This window comes from Rhodococcus sp. FH8, assembly GCF_019266085.1.
In the GTDB taxonomy this organism is placed as follows: domain Bacteria; phylum Actinomycetota; class Actinomycetes; order Mycobacteriales; family Mycobacteriaceae; genus Rhodococcus_F; species Rhodococcus_F qingshengii.
Window position 1 is genome coordinate 637843 of sequence record NZ_LPNQ01000065.1, and the last position, 20456, is coordinate 658298.

General features: G+C 61.5%; 14 protein-coding genes. 12 read left to right on the plus strand and 2 right to left on the minus strand.

The annotated features are described in order from the left end of the window. Positions 1 to 4 precede the first annotated feature (4 nt). The 9 genes from ATN38_RS17455 to ATN38_RS17495 all read left to right on the plus strand — a co-directional run bounded on the left by ATN38_RS17455 (position 5) and on the right by ATN38_RS17495 (position 12141). Positions 5 to 1417: an ethanolamine ammonia-lyase subunit EutB gene (locus ATN38_RS17455; protein WP_039973142.1), complete on the plus strand. Its 1413-nt coding sequence runs from the start codon at positions 5 to 7 to the stop codon at positions 1415 to 1417. Then, entirely contained in the window at positions 1414 to 2187 is a 774-nt protein-coding gene (gene eutC, locus ATN38_RS17460) for an ethanolamine ammonia-lyase subunit EutC (RefSeq protein WP_007730164.1), read from the plus strand. The genes ATN38_RS17455 and eutC overlap by 4 nt, the downstream gene beginning before the upstream one ends. A 214-nt stretch (positions 2188 to 2401) precedes the next feature. Further along, positions 2402 to 3565 carry an HAD family phosphatase gene (locus ATN38_RS17465; RefSeq protein WP_256931890.1) on the plus strand — a complete coding sequence of 388 codons (1164 nt, stop codon included), beginning with the start codon at positions 2402 to 2404 and terminating at the stop codon, positions 3563 to 3565. Positions 3566 to 3707: 142 nt separating this feature from the next. After that, the gene (locus tag ATN38_RS17470; RefSeq protein ID WP_073512114.1) at positions 3708 to 4247 is read left to right on the plus strand and encodes a hypothetical protein; all 540 of its coding nucleotides are present in this window, start codon (positions 3708 to 3710) and stop codon (positions 4245 to 4247) included. A gap of 331 nt (positions 4248 to 4578) precedes the next feature. Beyond that, positions 4579 to 5856, plus strand: coding sequence for an MFS transporter (locus ATN38_RS17475; protein ID WP_085998903.1), 1278 nt, complete (start codon positions 4579 to 4581; stop codon positions 5854 to 5856). Positions 5857 to 6063: 207 nt separating this feature from the next. Further along, positions 6064 to 7701 carry an AMP-binding protein gene (locus ATN38_RS17480; RefSeq protein ID WP_073512113.1) on the plus strand — a complete coding sequence of 546 codons (1638 nt, stop codon included), beginning with the start codon at positions 6064 to 6066 and terminating at the stop codon, positions 7699 to 7701. A 4-nt stretch (positions 7702 to 7705) separates the two neighbouring features. Beyond that, complete coding sequence (locus ATN38_RS17485) at positions 7706 to 9373, plus strand: sigma-54-dependent Fis family transcriptional regulator (RefSeq protein ID WP_058038111.1); 1668 nt, start codon at positions 7706 to 7708, stop codon at positions 9371 to 9373. A 108-nt stretch (positions 9374 to 9481) separates the two neighbouring features. Beyond that, positions 9482 to 10981 (plus strand): aldehyde dehydrogenase family protein, encoded by a 1500-nt coding sequence (locus tag ATN38_RS17490; RefSeq protein ID WP_218748284.1) that lies wholly within the window; start codon positions 9482 to 9484, stop codon positions 10979 to 10981. A 47-nt stretch (positions 10982 to 11028) separates the two neighbouring features. Beyond that, the gene (locus ATN38_RS17495; RefSeq protein ID WP_003942086.1) at positions 11029 to 12141 is read left to right on the plus strand and encodes an NDMA-dependent alcohol dehydrogenase; all 1113 of its coding nucleotides are present in this window, start codon (positions 11029 to 11031) and stop codon (positions 12139 to 12141) included. A gap of 55 nt (positions 12142 to 12196) precedes the next feature. Here ATN38_RS17495 and ATN38_RS17500 read toward each other — a convergent pair whose 3' ends face one another. Beyond that, complete coding sequence (locus ATN38_RS17500) at positions 12197 to 13645, minus strand: hypothetical protein (protein ID WP_218748286.1); 1449 nt, start codon at positions 13643 to 13645, stop codon at positions 12197 to 12199. 224 nt (positions 13646 to 13869) lie between these two features. Between ATN38_RS17500 and ATN38_RS17505 the strand changes: the two genes are divergently transcribed. The 3 genes from ATN38_RS17505 (at position 13870) to ATN38_RS17515 (ending at position 19100) form a co-directional block, all read left to right on the plus strand. Then, positions 13870 to 16116 (plus strand): MMPL family transporter, encoded by a 2247-nt coding sequence (locus ATN38_RS17505; RefSeq protein ID WP_218748302.1) that lies wholly within the window; start codon positions 13870 to 13872, stop codon positions 16114 to 16116. A 183-nt stretch (positions 16117 to 16299) separates the two neighbouring features. Next, positions 16300 to 17739 (plus strand): hypothetical protein, encoded by a 1440-nt coding sequence (locus ATN38_RS17510; protein ID WP_065455889.1) that lies wholly within the window; start codon positions 16300 to 16302, stop codon positions 17737 to 17739. Then, a complete protein-coding gene (locus ATN38_RS17515; RefSeq protein ID WP_065455888.1) occupies positions 17736 to 19100 on the plus strand; it encodes a PQQ-binding-like beta-propeller repeat protein in 1365 nt (454 codons plus the stop codon). Before ATN38_RS17510 ends, ATN38_RS17515 begins: the two co-directional genes overlap by 4 nt. 45 nt (positions 19101 to 19145) lie before the next feature. Here ATN38_RS17515 and ATN38_RS17520 read toward each other — a convergent pair whose 3' ends face one another. Continuing rightward, positions 19146 to 20018: a glycosyltransferase family 2 protein gene (locus ATN38_RS17520; RefSeq protein ID WP_037129871.1), complete on the minus strand. Its 873-nt coding sequence runs from the start codon at positions 20016 to 20018 to the stop codon at positions 19146 to 19148. Positions 20019 to 20456: the final 438 nt, after the last annotated feature.

Sequence of the window (20456 nt, forward strand, 5' to 3'; positions counted from 1 at the left end):
CGGGATGGCCAAGTATCACCAGCAGGTATCCGGAACCAACTACTCGTTCGACGGTCTCGTCGATCTGATGGCAAAAGCGACACCACTGCGGTCGGGTGACGAACTAGCCGGTTGCGCGGCAAGCTCCGACGCCGAACGTGCTGCTGCTCAATGGGTTCTGGCTGATCTTCCGTTGACGGTGTTCCTCGAAGATCTGGTGGTTCCGTACGAGGACGACGAGGTAACCAGGCTCATCATCGACAGCCACGATCGCCTGGCCTTTGCGCCGGTGGCCCACCTGACTGTTGGCGGACTACGAGACTGGTTGCTCGAGACCGCGTCGGCGCCGGAAGCTTCCGCACGGTTGTCCGCCGTAAGTCCCGGGCTCACCCCCGAGATGGTTGCGGCGGTCAGCAAGATCATGCGCAATCAGGACCTGATCGCCGTCGCGAAGGCCATCACCGTGACCGCGGGGTTCCGTACGACCATCGGACTGCCCGGCCGGCTGAGCACCCGACTCCAACCAAACCACCCGACAGACGATCCACGCGGCATCGCGGCGGCCACATTGGACGGTCTCCTGATGGGATGTGGCGACGCCGTCATCGGTATCAACCCGGCGACGGACTCACCCCAGGCCACCTCGGATCTGCTCCACCTGCTCGACGACATCCGTCAGCGATTCGAGATCCCGACTCAGTCGTGCGTGCTCTCGCACGTGACCACCACGATCGGACTGATCGAATCGGGGGTGCCGGTCGATCTCGTCTTCCAGTCGATTGCCGGTACCGAAGGCGCCAATTCCGGTTTCGGAGTGAACATTCCGCTCCTGCGTGAGGGCAACGAGGCCGGGCGCTCCTTGAACCGCGGAACGGTCGGCAACAACGTCATGTACCTGGAGACGGGGCAGGGGTCCGCCCTCAGCTCAGGTGCCCACTACGGCACCGGCGGAGCCCCGGTCGATCAGCAGACACTCGAGACCAGGGCATACGCAGTGGCACGTGATCTCGAACCGCTGCTGGTCAACACCGTGGTCGGCTTCATCGGTCCCGAGTATCTCTACGACGGCAAGCAGATCATTCGCGCGGGCTTGGAGGATCATTTCTGCGGAAAACTCCTCGGGCTGCCGATGGGAGTGGACGTTTGCTACACCAACCACGCCGAAGCCGATCAAGACGACATGGACAACCTGCTCACCTTGCTGGGCGTCGCCGGCGCGGCGTTCGTGATCGCGGTGCCCGGCGCCGACGACGTGATGCTCGGCTATCAAAGTCTGGCGTTCCACGACGCGCTGTATGTGCGTAAGGTTCTCGGTTTGCAGCCCGCCCCGGAGTTCGAGACCTGGCTCCACAACTTGGGGATGACCGACGCAAACGGTCGGGTTCTTCCGATCGATGCCGAAATGTCGCCGTTGCGGGCTTTGACGGTGAACTCATGACCGAAGATCAGGCACCGATCCTCGATTTCTGGGGTCCACTGCGCAAGACCACACAATCGCGTATCGGGCTGGGGCGTGCCGGAGATTCGTTGCCCACCAAGCGGGTTCTCGAATTCAAGGCAGCTCACGCCGCAGCCCGCGACGCGGTCCACGAGCCACTCGACTCCGAGACGCTTGCCAGTCGGGTCGAAGGGGTGGGCATCGGGGCGCCGGTGGTGGTCGCGAGCAGCGTCTCCACCCGCAGTGAGTATCTCCGGAGACCTGACCTGGGGCGCCAACCGGCTGACCTGGGTGCGATCTCGAGTTCCGACAAGGAAATCGGGTTCATCCTCGCCGACGGACTCTCGCCGCGAGCACTGATGGACCACGGCGAGCAATTACTGTCTGCGTTGGTCACGGTGTTGGGGGAGCGGTACTCGATCGCGCCGCCCGTGATCGCCACGAATGCCCGTGTGGCACTGGGTGATCACATCGCTGCCGCGATGGGAGTGCAGACGGCGATCGTCCTGATCGGCGAACGTCCAGGGCTCTCCGTTGCGGACAGTGTCGGGATCTATCTGACTCACCTTCCGCGCGTCGGTCGTACCGACGCGGATCGAAACTGCATTTCCAATGTCCACCCACCCGAGGGCCTCGGATACGAGCAGGCTGCTCGTGTCGTCCTGGGATTGGTGACGGGAGCGCGCCAGTTGGGCCGCTCCGGCGTCGACCTCAAGGACACCTCTCGCGCCGACGCCGTTGCGTCGGGAGAAGTGCTGACGCTCGATTAATTGACAACTGCACGGCATACCCGGGTCGATCGACCCGGGTATGCCGTCGTACCCGAATCACGACGAAAACGAGGGAATCGATGTTCCGTTCGCTGCATTCCCGCGCCCTGTGCGCGTTGGCGGTAGGTAGTGTCCTGTTGAGTGCAACTGCATGTAGTTCGGCCGAGAGCGCGCGAAAGAAGATGTGGCGCAGAGTGGTTCATCCTGCGCGTTGTTGGATCCCAGTCTTGCGTGGTACGGCGACAACCGTGTGACGTTGGATGCCATGATGACGGAGTTCGGAACGTGTGGAGCTGCAGGTGATGTCGATGACGGAGCTCCGTTGGCGCTCTTCGACTGGGACAACACAGTTGTCAAGAACGACATCGGAAGCGCCACCGCATTCTGGATGATCAAGAACAACAAGGTGTTACAGCCTGCCGGAGTGGACTGGGCCACCACCAGTCGCTTCATGACGCCAGCCGGCGCTGCCGCACTTTCCGCCGCGTGCGGCTCCGAGACCGCGCCGGGGCAACCGTTGGCAACCAGCACCGACTCGGACTGCGCGGACGAGATCGTTGCGGTACTCGAAGAGAAGACTCGCGACGGGCAGGCCGCATTCGACGGTTACGATCACCGCCGGACAAAAGCCGCATACGCGTGGGCCGTGCAGTTGATGGCAGGGCACACCGAGGACGAGATCACCGAGTACGCCCGCGCAGCGCGTGCCGAGAATCTCGCTGCTGCAGAAGGATCCGATCAGACCGTCGGTACGACGGAAGTCGACGGCTCGGTGCGGTACTACGCGCAAGTCGAAGATTTGGTGAAAACCCTCGGCGCTCATGGATTCGACGTGCGGATCATCTCCGCGTCGGCCGAACCGGTCGTTCGTGTCTGGTCGGAGCAGCTGGGATTGGATGCCGATCACGTGATGGGAGTTCGGCCCATCGTCGAGGGCGGGGTTCTCACCGGGCGCCTGCGTGGGTGTGGTGGCGTTGCGGACGGCGACGACTCTGTCATTCCGTACATCGACGGCAAGCGGTGCCAGGTCAACGAGGTTGTCTACGGGGTTCAAGGGCCTACGGCGTTCGAGCAGTTGGCCGCCGATCGACGTCAGGTATTTGCTGCCGGTGATTCTGTCACCGACGTGACGTTCCTCGGAGATGCGACCGGTGCGCGCCTGGTGATCAACCGCAACAATCCCGAACTGATGTGCAATGCCTACGACAACAGTGATGGGAAATGGCTGGTCAACCCCATGTTCATCGAACCGAAGGCACAGGCGGATGCTCCCTATCGCTGCTCGACCGATGCTTACACCGACGCGGCCGGGGAGAAAGGCGCCGTGACTCGTGCGGACGGCAGCGTGATCCCCGATCAGGTCGATTCCGTCGCGTGACGGTCGACTTGTCGCGGTGACTTCACAACGATCGATCGGGGTGTGATCTGATTCTGTCGAGCCCTTTGTCGGGCTGCGGAAACCCACGGGTGTCCGCTGTGATGCTGGAGCCGCAGAGGCGGCACGTGAGTAGGAGAAATCGATGGCCTTCGCTGGCAATGTGGACGAGTTGGCACTGCTCCAGGCAGTACGTCTCAAGGAGCGGGTCGGAGCGGTCGTCCTGGCCGAGCACCTGGGCGTCAGCTCGGCTTCCGGTCAAGCTGCGTACGACGCACTTGTCGCGCAGGGCAAAGCGGTCGAAGCGGAAAACGCCATCAGCCTGACCGAGAAAGGTTTGGCAGAACTCGAAGATCAGTTGGACGCCGAGCGCGTCTCGATCGACGAGGACTCCATCGGTGAGGTGTACGAGGCGTTCCTTCCCTTGGACGAGGAGTTCGCCGCGCTCATCGACGACGCAGATGCGGATTCCCTTGCAGAGTTGGATCGCCGGGCTGCAAACCTGTTCGACGATCTGTCGGCATTCGTTCCGCGGTTGTCTCGTTACCAGGATCTCTTCTCGGATGCTCTCGTGAAAGTGCAAGCGGGGGAGTCCAAGTGGATTTCCGAACCGATCATCGACTCCTACGCCACGGTGTGGGGCGAGATCCGTCAGGAACTGTTCGGGGCTGCCGGTAAGGCTTGATCCGTAGCGTTGCACCGTGACGCAGTTTCTCGAGGGCCGTCCGATTCGTGTGAACGAATCGGACGGCCTGCGGCATGTCGAGGGTCGTGAAACTCGTTACCATTGCATACAAGTCGTGACCGAGATCACTCGTACCCCCTTTCGGGGGTAGTGCGGGGGTGAGCCACATCACTACCTTTCCTTCTATCGACGGTGATGCCCACAGGGCGACACCACGGGACCACGGAGGAATCGAGTGACCACAGTCTCTCCCACAGGCGGCACCAGTGCCGCCGGCGCCGGGGGTGCGAGTGCCGCAGGTGCGACGCAGCCCCCGCAGAACACCACCAGTGTGCGGCGCGTCGCAATCGCGAGTTGTATCGGCACGACTATCGAGTTCTACGACTTCTTCATCTACGGAACCGCTGCGGCACTTGTCTTTCCGACGGTGTTCTTCCCCGCGCTCGGTGCCACTGCGGGAACTGTCGCATCGTTTGCGACTTTCGCAGTCGCATTCATCGCCCGGCCCGTCGGCGCAATGTTGTTCGGACACTTCGGTGATCGCATCGGTCGCAAGAAGACGCTGATCTCGACGCTCCTGCTCATGGGTATCTCGACGCTCCTGATCGGCTTGCTGCCGGGTGCTGCAACCATCGGTGTCGCGGCCCCGATCATCTTGGTGCTCTTGCGATTCGGCCAAGGTTTCGCGGTCGGTGGTGAGTGGGCAGGCGCAACCTTGCTCACGGCGGAATACGCTCCACCGGGCAAACGTGGTCTGTATGCGATGTTCCCGCAGCTTGGCCCTGCAATCGCCTTCGTTCTCTCGAGCAGCACCTTCCTCATCACCGGCGCAGTTCTCGGCGACACCAACCAGGCTTTCCTCGATTACGGCTGGCGTATCCCGTTCCTGTTCTCCATCGTGTTGGTCGGCATCGGCCTCTACATGCGACTCGCTATCGAGGAGACTCCCGTCTTCAAGGCGGAGCAGGCAGAGCGCGTCGCGGAGCAGAAGAACGAAGCACCACGCACCCTTCCGTTCCTGGATGCTTGGCGGTTCCAGACCAAGGAGATCCTGCTCTCGGCAGGCGCCCTGGCTTGCCTGTTCGCGTTCTTCTACATGGGCACGGCTTTCCTGACGAGCTACGGAACAAAGACCCTCGGCTTCTCCCGTCCGTTCGTCCTGTCGGTCGGTATCGCTTCCGCGGTTGTCTTCGGTGCGGCGATCGTCGTTTCCGCTCTGTACTCGGACCGCATCGGGCGCCGCAAGGTCATCATGATCTCGTGTGGTCTGGCCGTCGTCTGGGCGCTGGTGCTGTTCCCGCTCCTCGACACGGGATCGCCGATCGCGTTCATCATCGGAATGTTCGGCACGCTCATGATCTTCGGAATCGCCTACGGCCCCTGCGGTGCGCTGCTTCCGGAAATGTTCCAGACCCGCTACCGCTACACCGGTGCCGGCCTCGGCTACAACCTCGCCGGAGTGCTCGGTGGGGCAGTGCCGCCGCTGATCGCCGCACCGCTGGCCTCGGCCTACGGGAGTATGGCCATCGGAGTCATGTTGGCGATCCTGGGTGTGTTGAGCCTGATCTGCACCTGGGCGCTCGTCGAGACCAAGGACCACGCGCTGTAACCACTGTGCGCCTTTATTAACCGCCGGCGGTTAATAAAGGCGCACAGCAGGCGGGTGGGGTGTCCGGACTCTGAACAGTTACGGCCACCCCGCACCGGGAAGTATGTCGTGCATCACACCGAATCGAGTAAATTCGTAGATGAGAGGGTCCGCTGCGGCGGCCCCTCTCATAGGTGCCTGAACAGGTAACCGGAGAGGACAGAACACATGAGTACGCCGCTGCCCAGCTATACGTCCGGAGTATGGGACGGTCCGATGCTGGGCGACACCATCGGAGACAACCTCGATCGCACGGTTGCCGCACACGGCGACCGCGATGCGTTGATCGACCACGCCAGCGGTCGACGATGGACGTACCGGGAGTTCGCCGAGCAGGTGAACGGGCTCGCTGCCGGACTACTTTCCCGTGGTGTGGGGAAGGGCGATCGGGTAGGAATCTGGGCTCCCAACTGTCCGGAATGGACGTTCACGCAATACGCGACGGCAAAGGTCGGCGCGATCCTGGTCAACATCAATCCGGCGTACCGCTCGCACGAGTTGCAGTACGTGCTCGAGCAGGCCGGGATCTCGACGCTGGTGTCTGCGGCCAGCTTCAAGACCTCGGACTACGCGTCGATGATCGAGACGGTGCGGCCGCAGTGCCCGGATCTGACGTCGGTGCTCCTGCTCGGTTCACCCGAGTGGGACGCGGTGCTTGCAGACGGCTTGGCGGCGCAGGCAAGCGATCCGGCTCCGCTCGCCGCAGCCCAGGCCGCGTTGTCGGCTGACGACGCGATCAACATCCAATACACCTCGGGTACTACCGGTTTCCCGAAGGGCGCGACGCTCAGTCACCACAACATCCTCAACAACGGCTATTTCGTCGGCGAGTTGTGCCACTACAGCGAGGTCGATCGGGTGTGCATCCCGGTGCCGTTCTACCACTGTTTCGGCATGGTTATGGGCAACCTTGCGTGCACCAGTCACGGTGCTGCCATGGTCATTCCGGGTCCGGCTTTCGATCCGCGTGCTTCGCTCGAAGCCGTTCAGGCCGAAAAGTGCACGTCCCTCTACGGCGTTCCGACGATGTTCATCGCGGAGTTGGCGTTGCCGGACTTCGACAGCTTCGATCTGTCGTCCCTTCGCACCGGCATCATGGCGGGCTCGCCCTGCCCGGTCGAGGTGATGAAGCAGGTCATCGATCGCATGGGCATGTCGGAGGTGTCCATCTGCTACGGCATGACGGAGACCTCGCCGGTGTCGTTGCAGACCCGCTCGGACGATTCGATCGAGCAGCGCACCGAAACGGTCGGACGGGTAGGGCCGCATCTCGAGATCAAGATCGTCGATCCGGCAACCGGATTGACGGTGCCCCGTGGCGAGCCGGGTGAACTGTGCACGCGTGGTTACTCGGTCATGCTCGGATACTGGGAGAACCCGGAGAAGACCGCCGAGGCGATCGACGCTGCCCGGTGGATGCACACCGGAGACATCGGAGTCATGGACGAGGCCGGATACGTCGCCATCACGGGACGCATCAAGGACATGGTCATCCGCGGTGGCGAGAACGTCTATCCACGTGAGATCGAGGAGTTCCTCTACACCCACCCCGACATTCTCGATGCGCAGGTCATCGGTGTACCCGACGCAAAGTACGGCGAGGAATTGATGGTGTGGGTCCAGATGCGCGAAGGTGCAGACGATCTCGACGCCGATTCGGTCCGCGCGTTCTGCTCCGGCAAGCTCGCGCACTACAAGATTCCGCGGTACGTCCATGTCGTCGACGAGTTCCCGATGACAGTCACGGGCAAGGTCCGCAAGATCGCGATGCGAGAACAGGCGATCGAATTGATCGGTCAGGCCTGAGAGTATGTCCGCGAACCCAGGGGAGCGTGAGCCGGTACGCCCCGAGATCGCGCTCTCCTGGAAGCGTTCTCGACTCAGTGGCCTCGACCCGTCGTCGGCCATCGCCGTGGACACCGAGGAGCAGGACGGTGAGTCTCGTCTGCTCCGGGCCGCCGCACCCGTGCTCGACGAAGTTTCGCAACAGATCGCGGGCACCGGTTTCTGCGTGCTGCTTGCTGATCGCGAATGCCGCGTGGTCGCTTCGGTGTACTCCGACAGTCGCGTCGAGCGAACGATCGAGCGGTTGGGTGTCGTCAACGGTTCACGCTTCGGTGAAGAGCACGCCGGCACCAACGCGCTCGGTACGCCCCTCGAGGTCGGACGAAGCGTGGTGATCCACGGTGACGAGCATTTCCTCGACAGCCTCAAGGGTTTGAGCTGCTACGGACAGCCGATCCTGCATCCCGTCACACGTCGTGTCGAAGGCATTCTCGACATGACCGGCGTTGTCTCGCAGGCCAACCCACTGTTCGCGCCCTTCCTTGCGCGTGCTGCAGCGGACATCGAGAAACGGCTGCTCGAAGGCTCGAAAGCATCGGAGCAGCGGCTGGTCGACGCATTCCAGCGAGTTTCACATCAGCGCCACATTGCCGTCGCGGCCATCGGCGACGACATCCTGCTGAGCAACCGAACCGCTTTGGATCTGCTCGACACCGCAGACCATGTATCGCTCCGTTCCTTGATTGCCGACCTGAATCCGGACCAATCACGATTGGTGACAGTCGAATTGGCGTCCGGCGCGCTGGCGCGAGTTCAAGCCGACCGGATTTCCGGGGCTGACGGTGGTGCGCTCTTCCTGGTCGAACCACTCCAACGGGAACGGGCACCGATCCGCAGAACGCACGAGCGGGCACCGTCTCCCGGCGAACGACTGCGGCGCGACCTGATGCGGGCGCGGGCAACCTCTGCCGCCGTGGCGATCTCGGGTGAAGCGGGATCCGGCCGAACCTCGGCAGCATCGGACGTAGTCGGCAGTGTCGATGCGAGTTGGCTCGATGCCACGCGAATCGCGTTCGACGGCCGTGAGCAGTGGGTCACCGATCTTGTGCGAGCATCCCGTAAGCGTTCGGGCGTGGTCGTGATCGAACAGGTACAACTCCTTCCTGACTCGGTGTTGCCGCTGGTCGCAGACCTGATCGACGCCAGCGCCGAGGGGCCGAAAATCGTACTGACCAGCGGAGCGGCAGTTGATCTTCCGCCGACCATCGCCGCGCTGCTCTCACGATGCGCCTCCCGGGTTGTCATCACCCCACTGCGCGAGCGACAGGCTGAGATCGCCGAGTTGGCACAAGTCATGTTGGAGGGGATCTCACCAGAACTGAGATTGACCGCCAGCGCTGCCGAAGCACTCGCGGCGGCCAACTGGCCGGGCAACCTGGCCGAATTGCGCGTCGTGTTGAATCGCGCCTCGGATGAACGCTCGAGCAATCGCATCGACGTCGCTGATCTGCCCGAGGACTATCGCACCACGACCAAGGTGTCGCGGTTGGCAGGGCGGGAGAAAGCCGAGCGCCAGGCGATCATCGGAGCGTTGAAAGACTGCGGCGGCAACAAGGTTCACGCGTCGGCGCAACTCGGAATCAGCCGAAGCACTCTCTACACACGGATGCGGGCGCTCGACATCACTGTGTAGTTTGCTGTCCGACTTCAGTTGTACAAAGTTCGGACAGTTAGCACCCCCGGAAGCGCGGAAGTATGGCGTGCATCACATTCGCACCTCACTACTTCAGGGGAGTTTCCGATGACGGCAGTAGCCGAACACACCATCAGTTCCGCGGTACAGGGTTTCCTGAACGGACCGAAGAAGCTCTACATCGGCGGCGAATTCGTCGACGCCGCTTCGGGTCAGACCTTCGCGACGTACAACCCGGCTGACGGACAGAAGCACGCAGACGTGGCACACGGTCAGGCCGAAGACATCGACCGCGCGGTACGTGCCGCTCGAACGGCTTTCGAGGACGGCCCCTGGTCACGTATGAAGGCAAACGAGCGCGAGCGGATGATCTGGCGCGTCGGCGACATTCTCAGTGCTCGTGCCGAGGAATTCGGTCAGCTCGAAGCTCTCGACAACGGCAAGTCCGTTGCCATCGCCACCGCCGTCGACGTGGCTTGGGCCGCAGACGTTTTCCGCTACTACGCGGGTTGGGCCACCAAGATCGAAGGCAGCACTGTCAACGTGTCGATGCCCTTCTCTCCGGGCGGCGAGTTCCACGCCTACACCCTGCGTGAGGCGATCGGCGTCTGTGGACTGATCGTGCCGTGGAACTTCCCGCTGCTGATGTCGTCGTGGAAGCTCGCCCCCGCGCTCGCCGCCGGCAACACGGTGATCCTCAAGCCCGCTGAGCAGACCCCGCTCACCGCACTGCTTCTCGCGGAGGTCTTCGAAGAAGCCGGCTTCCCGCCCGGAGTCGTCAACATCGTTCCCGGCTTCGGCGATGCAGGTGCTGCTCTGTCCGGCCACGACGACGTGGACAAGGTCGCGTTCACCGGTTCCACCGAGGTGGGTAAGAAGATCGTCGACGCCGCCAAGGGCAATCTGAAGAAGGTTACGCTCGAGCTCGGTGGCAAGAGCCCCAATATCGTGTTCGCCGACGCCGATTTCGATTCCGCAGTGGAGGGTTCGCTCAACGCGTGGCTGTTCAACCACGGACAGTGCTGCGTTGCGGGTACTCGTCTGTACGTCGAGGACACCATCTTCGAGAAGTTCACCGAGGCCGTCGCGCACGCAGCGAGTCAGGTCAAGATCGGACCCGGCCTCGATCCCACCACCCAGCTCGGACCGCTGGTCTCGCAGGAGCAGTTCGACAAGGTGACCGGCTACCTGCGTGAGGGAATCGCCGACGGCGCACGTGCACTGACGGGCGGCAACCGCTGGGGCGATCAGGGCTACTTCGTCGAGCCGACCGTCTTCGTTGACGTCAAGCCCGAATTCTCCATCGTTCAGGAGGAGATCTTCGGACCCGTCGTGGCGGCGCTGCCGTTCAATGCGGACGACGGACCGATCACTGCCGCAAACGATTCCATCTACGGCTTGGCCGCCGGCATCTGGACCCGGGACATTTCCAAGGCTCACCGCACGGCGAAGCGCTTGAAGGCCGGTTCGGTGTGGATCAACCAGTACAACGGCTTCGACACTGCAATGCCCTTCGGTGGATACAAGCAGTCCGGCTGGGGCCGCGAGCTCGGCGCTTCGGCTATCGATCTCTACACCCAGACCAAGGCCGTCAACATCGCTCTCTGACCGACCCCATCGCTCATTCTCTCGTCCGACAATCAAGGAGATCACCAGTGAAGACCAAAGCTGCTGTACTGCTCGAGCCCGGAAAGCCTTTCGAGATCATGGAACTCGACCTCGACGGCCCGGGTGTGGGTGAGGTACTGATCAAGTACACCGCTGCCGGACTGTGCCATTCGGATCTGCACCTGACCGACGGTGATCTCCCGCCGCGTTACCCGATCGTCGGCGGACACGAAGGCTCGGGCATCATCGAAGAGGTCGGCCCAGGCGTCACGAAGGTCAAGCCGGGCGACCATGTCGTGTGTAGCTTCATCCCCAACTGCGGCACCTGTCGCTACTGCTCGACCGGTCGCCAGAACCTCTGCGACATGGGTGCCACCATCCTCGAAGGCTCGATGCCCGACGGTTCCTTCCGTTTCCACGGCAACGGAATGGATTTCGGCGGAATGTGCATGTTGGGAACGTTCTCCGAGCGCGCCACCATTTCTCAGCACTCGGTAGTCAAGATCGACGACTGGCTTCCCTTGGAGACGGCAGTGGTCGTCGGCTGCGGTGTGCCGTCGGGTTGGGGAACGGCCGTCAACGCAGGCAACCTCCGCGCCGGTGACACCGCGGTGATCTACGGCATCGGTGGCCTCGGCATCAATGCCGTTCAAGGTGCGGTTTCGGCCGGCTGCAAGTACGTCGTTGTGGTCGATCCGGTTGCTCTCAAGCGTGAGACCGCACTGAAGTTCGGTGCCACGCATGCCTTTGCAGACGCCGAGAGCGCCGCTGCCAAGGTCAACGAGCTGACGTGGGGACAGGGTGCCGACGCTGCGCTCATCCTTGTCGGCACCGTCGACGAGGACGTGGTCAGTGCAGCGACGGCAGTGATTGGCAAGGGTGGCACCGTGGTGATCACGGGACTCGCCGACCCCGCCAAGCTGACCGTTCACGTGTCGGGTACCGACCTGACGCTGAATCAGAAGACGATCAAGGGCACGCTGTTCGGGTCCATGAATCCGCAGTACGACATCGTGCGACTGCTGCGTCTCTACGATGCCGGTCAGCTCAAGCTCGACGAACTGATCACCAACACCTACAGCCTCGAAGACGTCAACAAGGGCTACCAGGATCTACGTGACGGCAAGAACATCCGTGGCGTGATCATTCACGACAAGTAACCCCAAGTGCTGTGCGCCTTTATTAACCGCCCGCGGTTAATAAAGGCGCACAGCACTATTTCTTGGCTTTCGACAAAATCTGCATCAACTGAAGTAGCGCCGAGAACTTCGCGAACACCGAGCGCGAGACCACCGGACCGAAAGCCGCGGTGTCGGTTGCGTCGAAGGCGTCGAGCAGATCCCGAAAGCTTTCGATCTGCTTGATCATCGCGTCCAGGTCGACGTGCGTGACGGCGTCGGCTTCGCGCAGAGCGAGCAGGTACTGCGGCGCCGTCACCAAGGCGACCGCCGGGATCTTCCGCTCGAACAGTGGTTCGCCCTCACCGAAATGAATGACCGGTCCTGGCGCCACGATTCGGCGATCGCCCGCTCCAATGTCGCGCCACAGCGGTGCAACGATGTCGTGCACTTCCCGACTCGTCGCGTAGAGCAGTTCCGGTTCCGGAGTGGTCTCCAAGGCATAGCCGCCGGTCGAGTTGTCCTCGGTATCACCCAGTGCGCCGAGGTGCTCGATGGCGATCCCCGCTACGGCGCGCGCCTGACCGGCTTCGCCCTTCCACATCTCGGGGTGCGCTTCGAGCCAGGTGGACGTTGCCTGTCCGTGCTTGGACACCGCTGGAATACGAAGGTGGCCAGTCGTCAGGACAAAAACGTACGACCGTCGATGCGGCTGCGCCACGGCGTGCCGCGCCAACGCCAACATTCCCAGATGGCCGTTCTCCTCGACACCGTTGGTTCCGTCGCTGTGAGTGATGAGCAGAATCGTCTCTTCGGGTGAGGTTCCGGGGGACACCGCCCACACCGTGTCGGTCCGGGTGTCCGGATGCAGAGTCGCATCCAGTACCAGAGTCGCCAGCTGACCGGAGCGAGCTGCAGCGACAACCTTCGCGCCCTCGTCGCCGGCCACCCAGACGGCGGGGATGTCGTGATATGGCTGCGTGAACGGAAGATATTGTCCCAGTGCGTTGTCCGGAGCGATGTCACGCCACACCGCGATCACGCCGAGCACTCCGGCTTTGCGGGCCTTGTCGAGTTTCGGGCCAAGAAGAGTCGCGGAGAGAACCGGATTTCGAAGAGTCTCGTCGGTGGCGATCGGACCCCACTCGCTGACCAGTAGTTTGCGGGGAAGATCGATGTGCGGGACCTCGATCACTGCGATCGCGCCCTTGGCCAAGGACCACTTGGGGCGTCGCGCGCTGACGTGGACCAGGGGAGCGGAGATTCCCTGAGGGCCGGTCAATCCCGAGTAGGGGAATGCGGACGAAACCTTGATCGGCCCCGTGGGCAATTCGATGCGAAGTCCGTCAGACGTTGCCGGTAGATCCCAGCGTTCGAAAGTGTGTGAATCACGCCGGACTTCGAGGCCCAGTTCGGTCAGTTCGTTTGCGACTTCCTCCACCACCGCGTGGTGCGAAGGTGATCCCGTCAATCTTGGCCCCCGCGCGTCGAGTCGCTGTTGGCCTGCAAGGAGGAGATCGCGATCGACGGCCTGGCCGTGATTCATGGGATTGCCTTTCGTACTACGCGACGTCTGCTCTGGTGAGGCGCCTGCCCGTGTCGTGTCCACGGTACCGAGCGGTCTGAAAAGGAGACGGAGAGCGCGCCGGATATGCCGTTTTCGCAGATATACCAGGTGCCAACGAGCCGGTCGGTCCGTACCGTATGACCTTGGCACCGAAAGACTCCGTGTTCTTCGGACAGACCAGTCCACGGCGAGAGAGGCCCACGTTGGCTACGTATCTTTACAGGTTGGGGAAGTTCGCTTTCCGCCACAAGTATCTTGTGGTGGCCGCGTGGATTATCGTGATCGCGGTGGTGGGGGGCGCTATCAGCGCCACAAATCCGACGTTCTCCAAAGAATTCAACCTTCCGGGCACCGATTCACAGCGCGCGACCGAGTTGATGAACGAGAACTTTGCAGCTGCAGCGGAGCAGCAAACTCAGGCGTCGACCAGTATTCTCATCGCGGCAGACGACGGGCTTGCCGCGCACAGCGATCAGATCGATCAGTTGATCGCGCAGGCGAAGACGTTGCCGGACATCGTCGATCCCGAGAAGATCGTCAATCCGGTCACTCTCGCGGAGGCCAATCCAGCGGTGGCGTCGGCCGTTCTCGGCGACAACGGCAAGGTCGGGCTGATCCAGCTCAATCAGTCGATTCGCATCGAGGATCAGACACAGGCCAACAAGACGGCGTTCCTCGACTTGATGGCAAAATTCCGCACCGGTGGCCTGCAAGTCGAAGGCACCGGTTCGATGATGCAGGTACAGGCCGCAGGTGGTCTGTCGGAGATGCTCGGCTTCGCGGTGGCGTTCATCGTGATGATCGTGGCGTTCGGCGCGCTCATTGCGGCCTTTATTCCGCTGTTCACCGCAATTCTGGGAATTGCGCTGGCCACTTTGACGGTCACACTCGGTTCGGGCTTCTTCGACATCAACGAAGGCGTCACGGGAATCGTCACGATGATCGGCATCGCAGTATCGATCGACTACGCGTTGTTCATCGTTTCGCGTTACCGCAGTGAGCTCAATTTGGGCGGAACGAGGGAAGCCGCTGCCGGGCGCGCAGTGGGTACTGCCGGTTCGTCCGTCGTCTTCGCCGGCCTGACGGTTGTGGTCGCGCTGGCAGCCCTGGCGGTGGTCGGGGTTCCGATGATCACCCAGATGGGAATCTCTGCAGCGGTTGCCGTCATCATCGCCGTCCTCGGCGCAATCACGTTGATCCCGGCTGTCCTGGGTATCTTCGGCAGATTCGCGTTCTCGCCTCGTATCCCCGGGCTTCGCCACGGTGACGAGCCCGAGACGATGGAATCCAACGGACATCGCTGGGCCAAGATAGTCACCAAGTACCCGTGGCCGATCGCGGGTGCTGCGCTGGTGCTTCTGGTGATCGCGGCTATTCCGATGACGAAGCTCGAACTCGGACTCTCGTTCACTCAGGACGAAGAGCGGCCGGCACTTGCCCTGCTGCAACGTGGGTTCGGTGAAGGCGTCAATGGCGAATTGTTCGTCGTGCTCGACGCGCCTGACGGCACCGATATCACCGCGATTGCCGAAGGCACTGTCGCGCACATCAAGGGCCTCGACAACGTCGCAACTCCGGATCAGTTGATGTGGGTCGGAAACGGACCCGACGCGGCAAACCCGATGGCGGGCGCCAACTCTGCGCTCATCGCGGTCACCCCGCAGATGTCACCGAGCGGCCCCGAAACTCACGAGCTGATGAATCAGATCCGGGATTACGGATCGACGGTGAAATCGGAAGGCGCAGAACTCGGTGTAGCGGGGCAAACCGCGATCGTAGCCGACATGTCGTCGAAGCTCAGTTCCGCGCTCATCCCGTATCTCATCGTGGTTGTGGGGCTGGCGTTCATCATCATGATGGTCGTCTTCCGCTCGATCCTGGTGCCGCTGACCGCAACTCTCGGATTCCTGTTTTCCGTCTGTGCGACCTTCGGCGCCACGGTGGCCATCTTCCAGGAGGGCGACTTCGGGCTGATCAAGCACACACAACCCATCATCTCGTTCCTGCCGATCTTCATGATCGGTGTGGTCTTCGGGTTGGCGATGGACTATCAAGTGTTCCTCGTGACGCGAATGCGCGAGGAATACGTGCACGGATTGTCGGCCAAGGACGCCATCATCTCCGGCTACACCCATGGTGCTCGCGTGGTCGCGTCGGCGGCCATCATCATGATCTCCGTGTTCGGCGCATTCATGCTGTCCTCGGAGACGACAAGCAAGATGATGGGCTTCGGCCTCGCGGCTGCAGTCTTCTTCGACGCCTTCATCATCCGCATGATCGTGATCCCTGCGGTCATGTCGATTCTCGGTGATTCGGCATGGAAGTTGCCGGCGTGGCTCGACAAGATCCTGCCGAACGTCGACATCGAGGGTGAAGCGATTCGACGGATTCCGATCGAGCAGGATCCGGATTCCGATCCAGACCCGAATCAGGTGCCTGTGAGGGTGTAAGCACTCAGGCAGTCAGAACGGGGTGCCGGTTGCACAGCAACTGGCACCCCGTTCTTCTGTGTTCATACGGAGCCCGCGCGATAGGAAACCATCCGGTTGGTAACAGAAATTGCTGTGATCGCGACAGGAATTCCAGAGGCGACGCGCATCGGGGGCGAGCCGTGACGGTGACTGCGAGGGTACGTGTCGAAGGAGCAAACCGATTTGAAGCGGGCCGAGAAGTGGACCTTCGCGCTGACGGTCGTCTCCCTGATCGCCGGTGGGACAGTGGTTGCCGGGCTGGTGGATCGGTGGAGCAGTTCGCCGTCCGATGACATCTCGGTAGCTGCGACTTCGTCGATCAGCATTACGTCCACACCGGAGGAGATTTCGCCGGAGGACGTGCCTGAATTCTCGTACGTCACGCCGAGCGCGGTGTACCCGACCGCGATTCCGGGTTGTGAGAGTGTCGAAGCGCCGGAGGAGGATTCGTTCTTCTCCTATATTCTCGACGGATCTGATACGTACGACGATCCACGCTTTCCGTGGTTCTCGAGTGTCAAGGCCGCCGCGATGTCGGAAGCGGTCAAGCAGGCGCTCCCGAAAGATGTCGAGCTGAAGTTCGCCAGCCCGGGTAATTCGCTGCAGTTCGGGCCGATCTCTGCACCTTCGAACACAGATGGGCTGCCCGAGGGTTTCTCGCTCGAGGAGTTGGCGTCCACCACTGCGTCGGGGACGCTGATTCGGGACGGGAAGATCGGCGCGCTCAGCCTGATGCTGCACTCGAGTTCTGATCCGATCCCATCGTGTGTTGCGGGGTCGCTCGTCGAACGTCGGGTGCTGGCTGACCAGTCGGTAGTGGATCTGCAGGATACGTGGAGCGAAACCAATGGTGTACGCACCCTTGGTCGGTCGGCGATGTTGTACGGAGTCGACGGGACCCGTATTCAGGCGTATGTCAACGACACTAACAACGACGGAGGTCGGGACGCAGAGAGTTCCGGCGCGGTGCCACTGACGCTCGACGACCTTGTAACCCTTGTCGAAATGCCACAGCTGCGAATCACTACTCCCGTTCCCCCGGGTACGGCACCGCTTTCGCCCGGGTGCCACGGGATCCCCCGAGACTCTGGCGACGTGGCCGAACTCGATCGCGCGACGATCGAACGTCTCAACGCCGTACTCGAAGTCAGATGGCGCGCTGTACCTCCGGGTTTTCCGATTCTCGATGCCGGACCGGGCACTCTGACGGTCTCGGAGAATGACAGGTCCACCGCATGTCAGAGATTTCTCACTCGGACGGGAGACAGCGAATCGACGCTCAACATGACAATTACCGGCGGACAACCACTCCCCAAGGAGCCCAACAAATACGACCCCTCCTACTACGGGCACCCCTTGGAGTTCGTGACGCGACCGGATGGATCCGTGATCGAGCGAGACGAACGGGATTACTCGACCGTACCCATGACAAATGACGGCTCGAAAGCAGAATCGACGCAGGAAACGAGCAGGTCGGTGGTCGTCAGCCGCCCGAATGGGACCCAAGTCTCGGTTTCGTCGTCGGCTGCGATCCCGAACGTGCCGATGACGTTCGAGCAGTTGGAGTTTCTCGCGACGACCGAAGGCTTGGAGATTCGATGACCACCAGATTCTCCCCGAAATCGCGACTTCGGATCGCGGCCGCCGCAGCCGTAGTCACCGTCACTGCCGCCATCGCCACGGTGGTCACGTCGACGAGTTCCGAACCGACAGCGATCTCGTCGCAGCTATGGAGCGTCGAGGCCTCCGAGATTCTCGGGCGCGAGTTCGCGATCTTCCGGAGCCCGCTTGTTGGAACCGAATTCAACATGGACATGGGCGGATTCATCGACGCCGGATCACTCGTGGTCACGATGATCGGTATGCCGGACCGCCAGGCATACTCGTTGGACGACGCGGAATTGGTCGCACTCGATGCCGACAACGGCACTGTCCGTTGGCGCACGTCGGCGGTCGACGTCGGTGGTTGCTCCGAGACTCTGCTCGGCAGTTCGGTGCTGTGTTTCTCCGGGCCGTACGTATCCGGTGGTTCGTACTCACTTTTCGACATCGAGACAGGAGAGCGTCGAGACATCAAGACGCCGTGGGCACCGATCATCGCGGTTGTCTCGGGTGACACGGTCCTCGCGCTCGAGGGCGATATCGAGAGCAACGACGTTCGCGTGCACAGCGGAACCGTCGACGATCCGGAAGCGAACTGGTCCAAAGCGTTCGACGTCGGTGGATCGTGGGAAGCCGGATACGTCGATCCGGTGATGTCGGTGCACGGCGATCTGGGTGTGATCACTCTCGACGAGTCTCTGGGATTCGATCTGAAGACGGGCGAACAGCGCTGGGTGCACGGTTACTCCACCTGCTCGACCGCGCACACATCGTCGGACGGCGTGACATTGGTGTCGGATGGCGGTTGCGAAGGCAATGGCCGTCCGACAAGTGAGTACGCGCTCGATCAGAACGGGCGCGAGTTCGCCAGGACAGACGAACTGCCCTCGGAGTCCTCGTACTACGGCGGGCGATACAGCCGAGATGATCCCGCAGGAGGATCGACTCCGATCATTCTGGGACACAGCGGTTTCGACCGGACTTCGGGTGAGAAGTTGTGGTCCAACAGTGAAGTCTTCGACACCGCACAGTCGTTGGCGGTGATCGGCAACGTGGTTGCCGTGACCCGTTCTGGTTCCGAGCCCGAGGTCCAGTTCGTGGACCTGCTCACCGGTGAGGTCCTGTGGCGATCGAACGCCGAGCGCGCCGGGGAGGTTGTCTGGCACGGCGATGTCGTTATCGACGAGGGAAACGTCTACGGAACAGATGTCAGGACCGGCCAACGTAGTTGGGAGGTCCAAGTCGTCCAGGACGGGGACGACGAGTTCACGCCTTGGATGATGCCGCGCGAGCTGTGGGCGGGGGAGAAGGTGCTGTTGCGTTCCAGTGAAGACCGCATCACGGCGTTGAAACTGTCGTGAAATTCGGTGGCTGCGAACCTTCGGTGATTAGCGAAATTCGATGGGTTACTGGTGAACTGGCATGATTCGACCTTTCGACATGCCGAACAAGCGCCTGAACTCCAGGCGCTCCTGCTCGAAGTTGTAGATGCGGTAGACGGGCCACACGAGCGCGTGGAGCATCGAGTCGCCCCAGATGGTCAGTTTGAGGCGCCAATTCATGATGTTGTGAAGGTGCAGAACCGATTCGGATGCTTGGTTGTACTTCAGGTACTCCAACGGAGGGGTTTCACCGCGTCGACCGGACGTTTCTGCTCGCATGTCGGCGATCTGACCGATCGTCATCCCTTCCTCCCGAAGGCACAGTGAAAGGTCGATATCTTCGTGGATGTCCGGCCGGTCACTGACTTGCTCGCGGACCGACAACCATGCGCTTTTTCTGATCGCCATGTTCGCTCCGGCGACAGCGAGTACTTGACGTTCGCAATCGAACTTCCCCTGCTTCACCTGCCTGTCCAGTGCGTAGCGGTGGATTCGAGCAAACGGCGATTCGAAGAGGTAGGTGAGTCCGGCAACTGCTGAATGAGCGGTGCTGCGTTGGAAGAAACCCTTGACCGCATCTGCCCATCCCGGTTGTACCCGTGTGTCCGCGTCGATACGACCGATGATGTTGCCGGTCGAGGCGTCGAAGCCCGCGTTCCGGGCGTGTACGACGCCTTGGCGGGCCTCGAAGACATATCTGACTTTGTCGTACTTCTCGGCGAACTCCTGGATGATCGATGCAGTACCATCCGTCGAGTTGTTGTCGACAATCAGAATCTCATCGATTTCCGACTCGGTCAGTAGACGCTCGATGCAGCCGGAAACCGCGTTCTCTTCGTTGAATACCGGAACAACCACCGAAAGTCGATTAGTGGACAAGTGTTCAATATCCTGCATGGATGCGGTCACTGTATTCCTTTGCTGGGCAATTGGGTCCAGTCCTTCGCAAAGGTTACGATAGCAATAGGTGACCATTCGGACAATTTGAACCGAGGGCCATATGATCAATCCCGCAACAGCTTATTGCGGGAAACTATCAGCATAAGTGCAGCTGGCACGGCATAAATGTATGCAGAATAAGGCTTTCGGAACTGATTGATTTTTACCCACTCGAGTCTATTCGTCGGTCGAACACCGGACTTTAGTCCTTCTAATTCCGGCAAATATAATGCTGCCCGTTCGCTGAATTGCGAATCGCCACTGCGGCAACCGTCGGGCAATATCTAGATGTCGCAAGTTGCTTTTCAGTGAAGTGGAGTCGGTGCAGCGCAAGTGCCATATTTGTAGATTCAACGGACCCTTGACGGCAAGGTTGCCGCCATCTGCAAATATTTG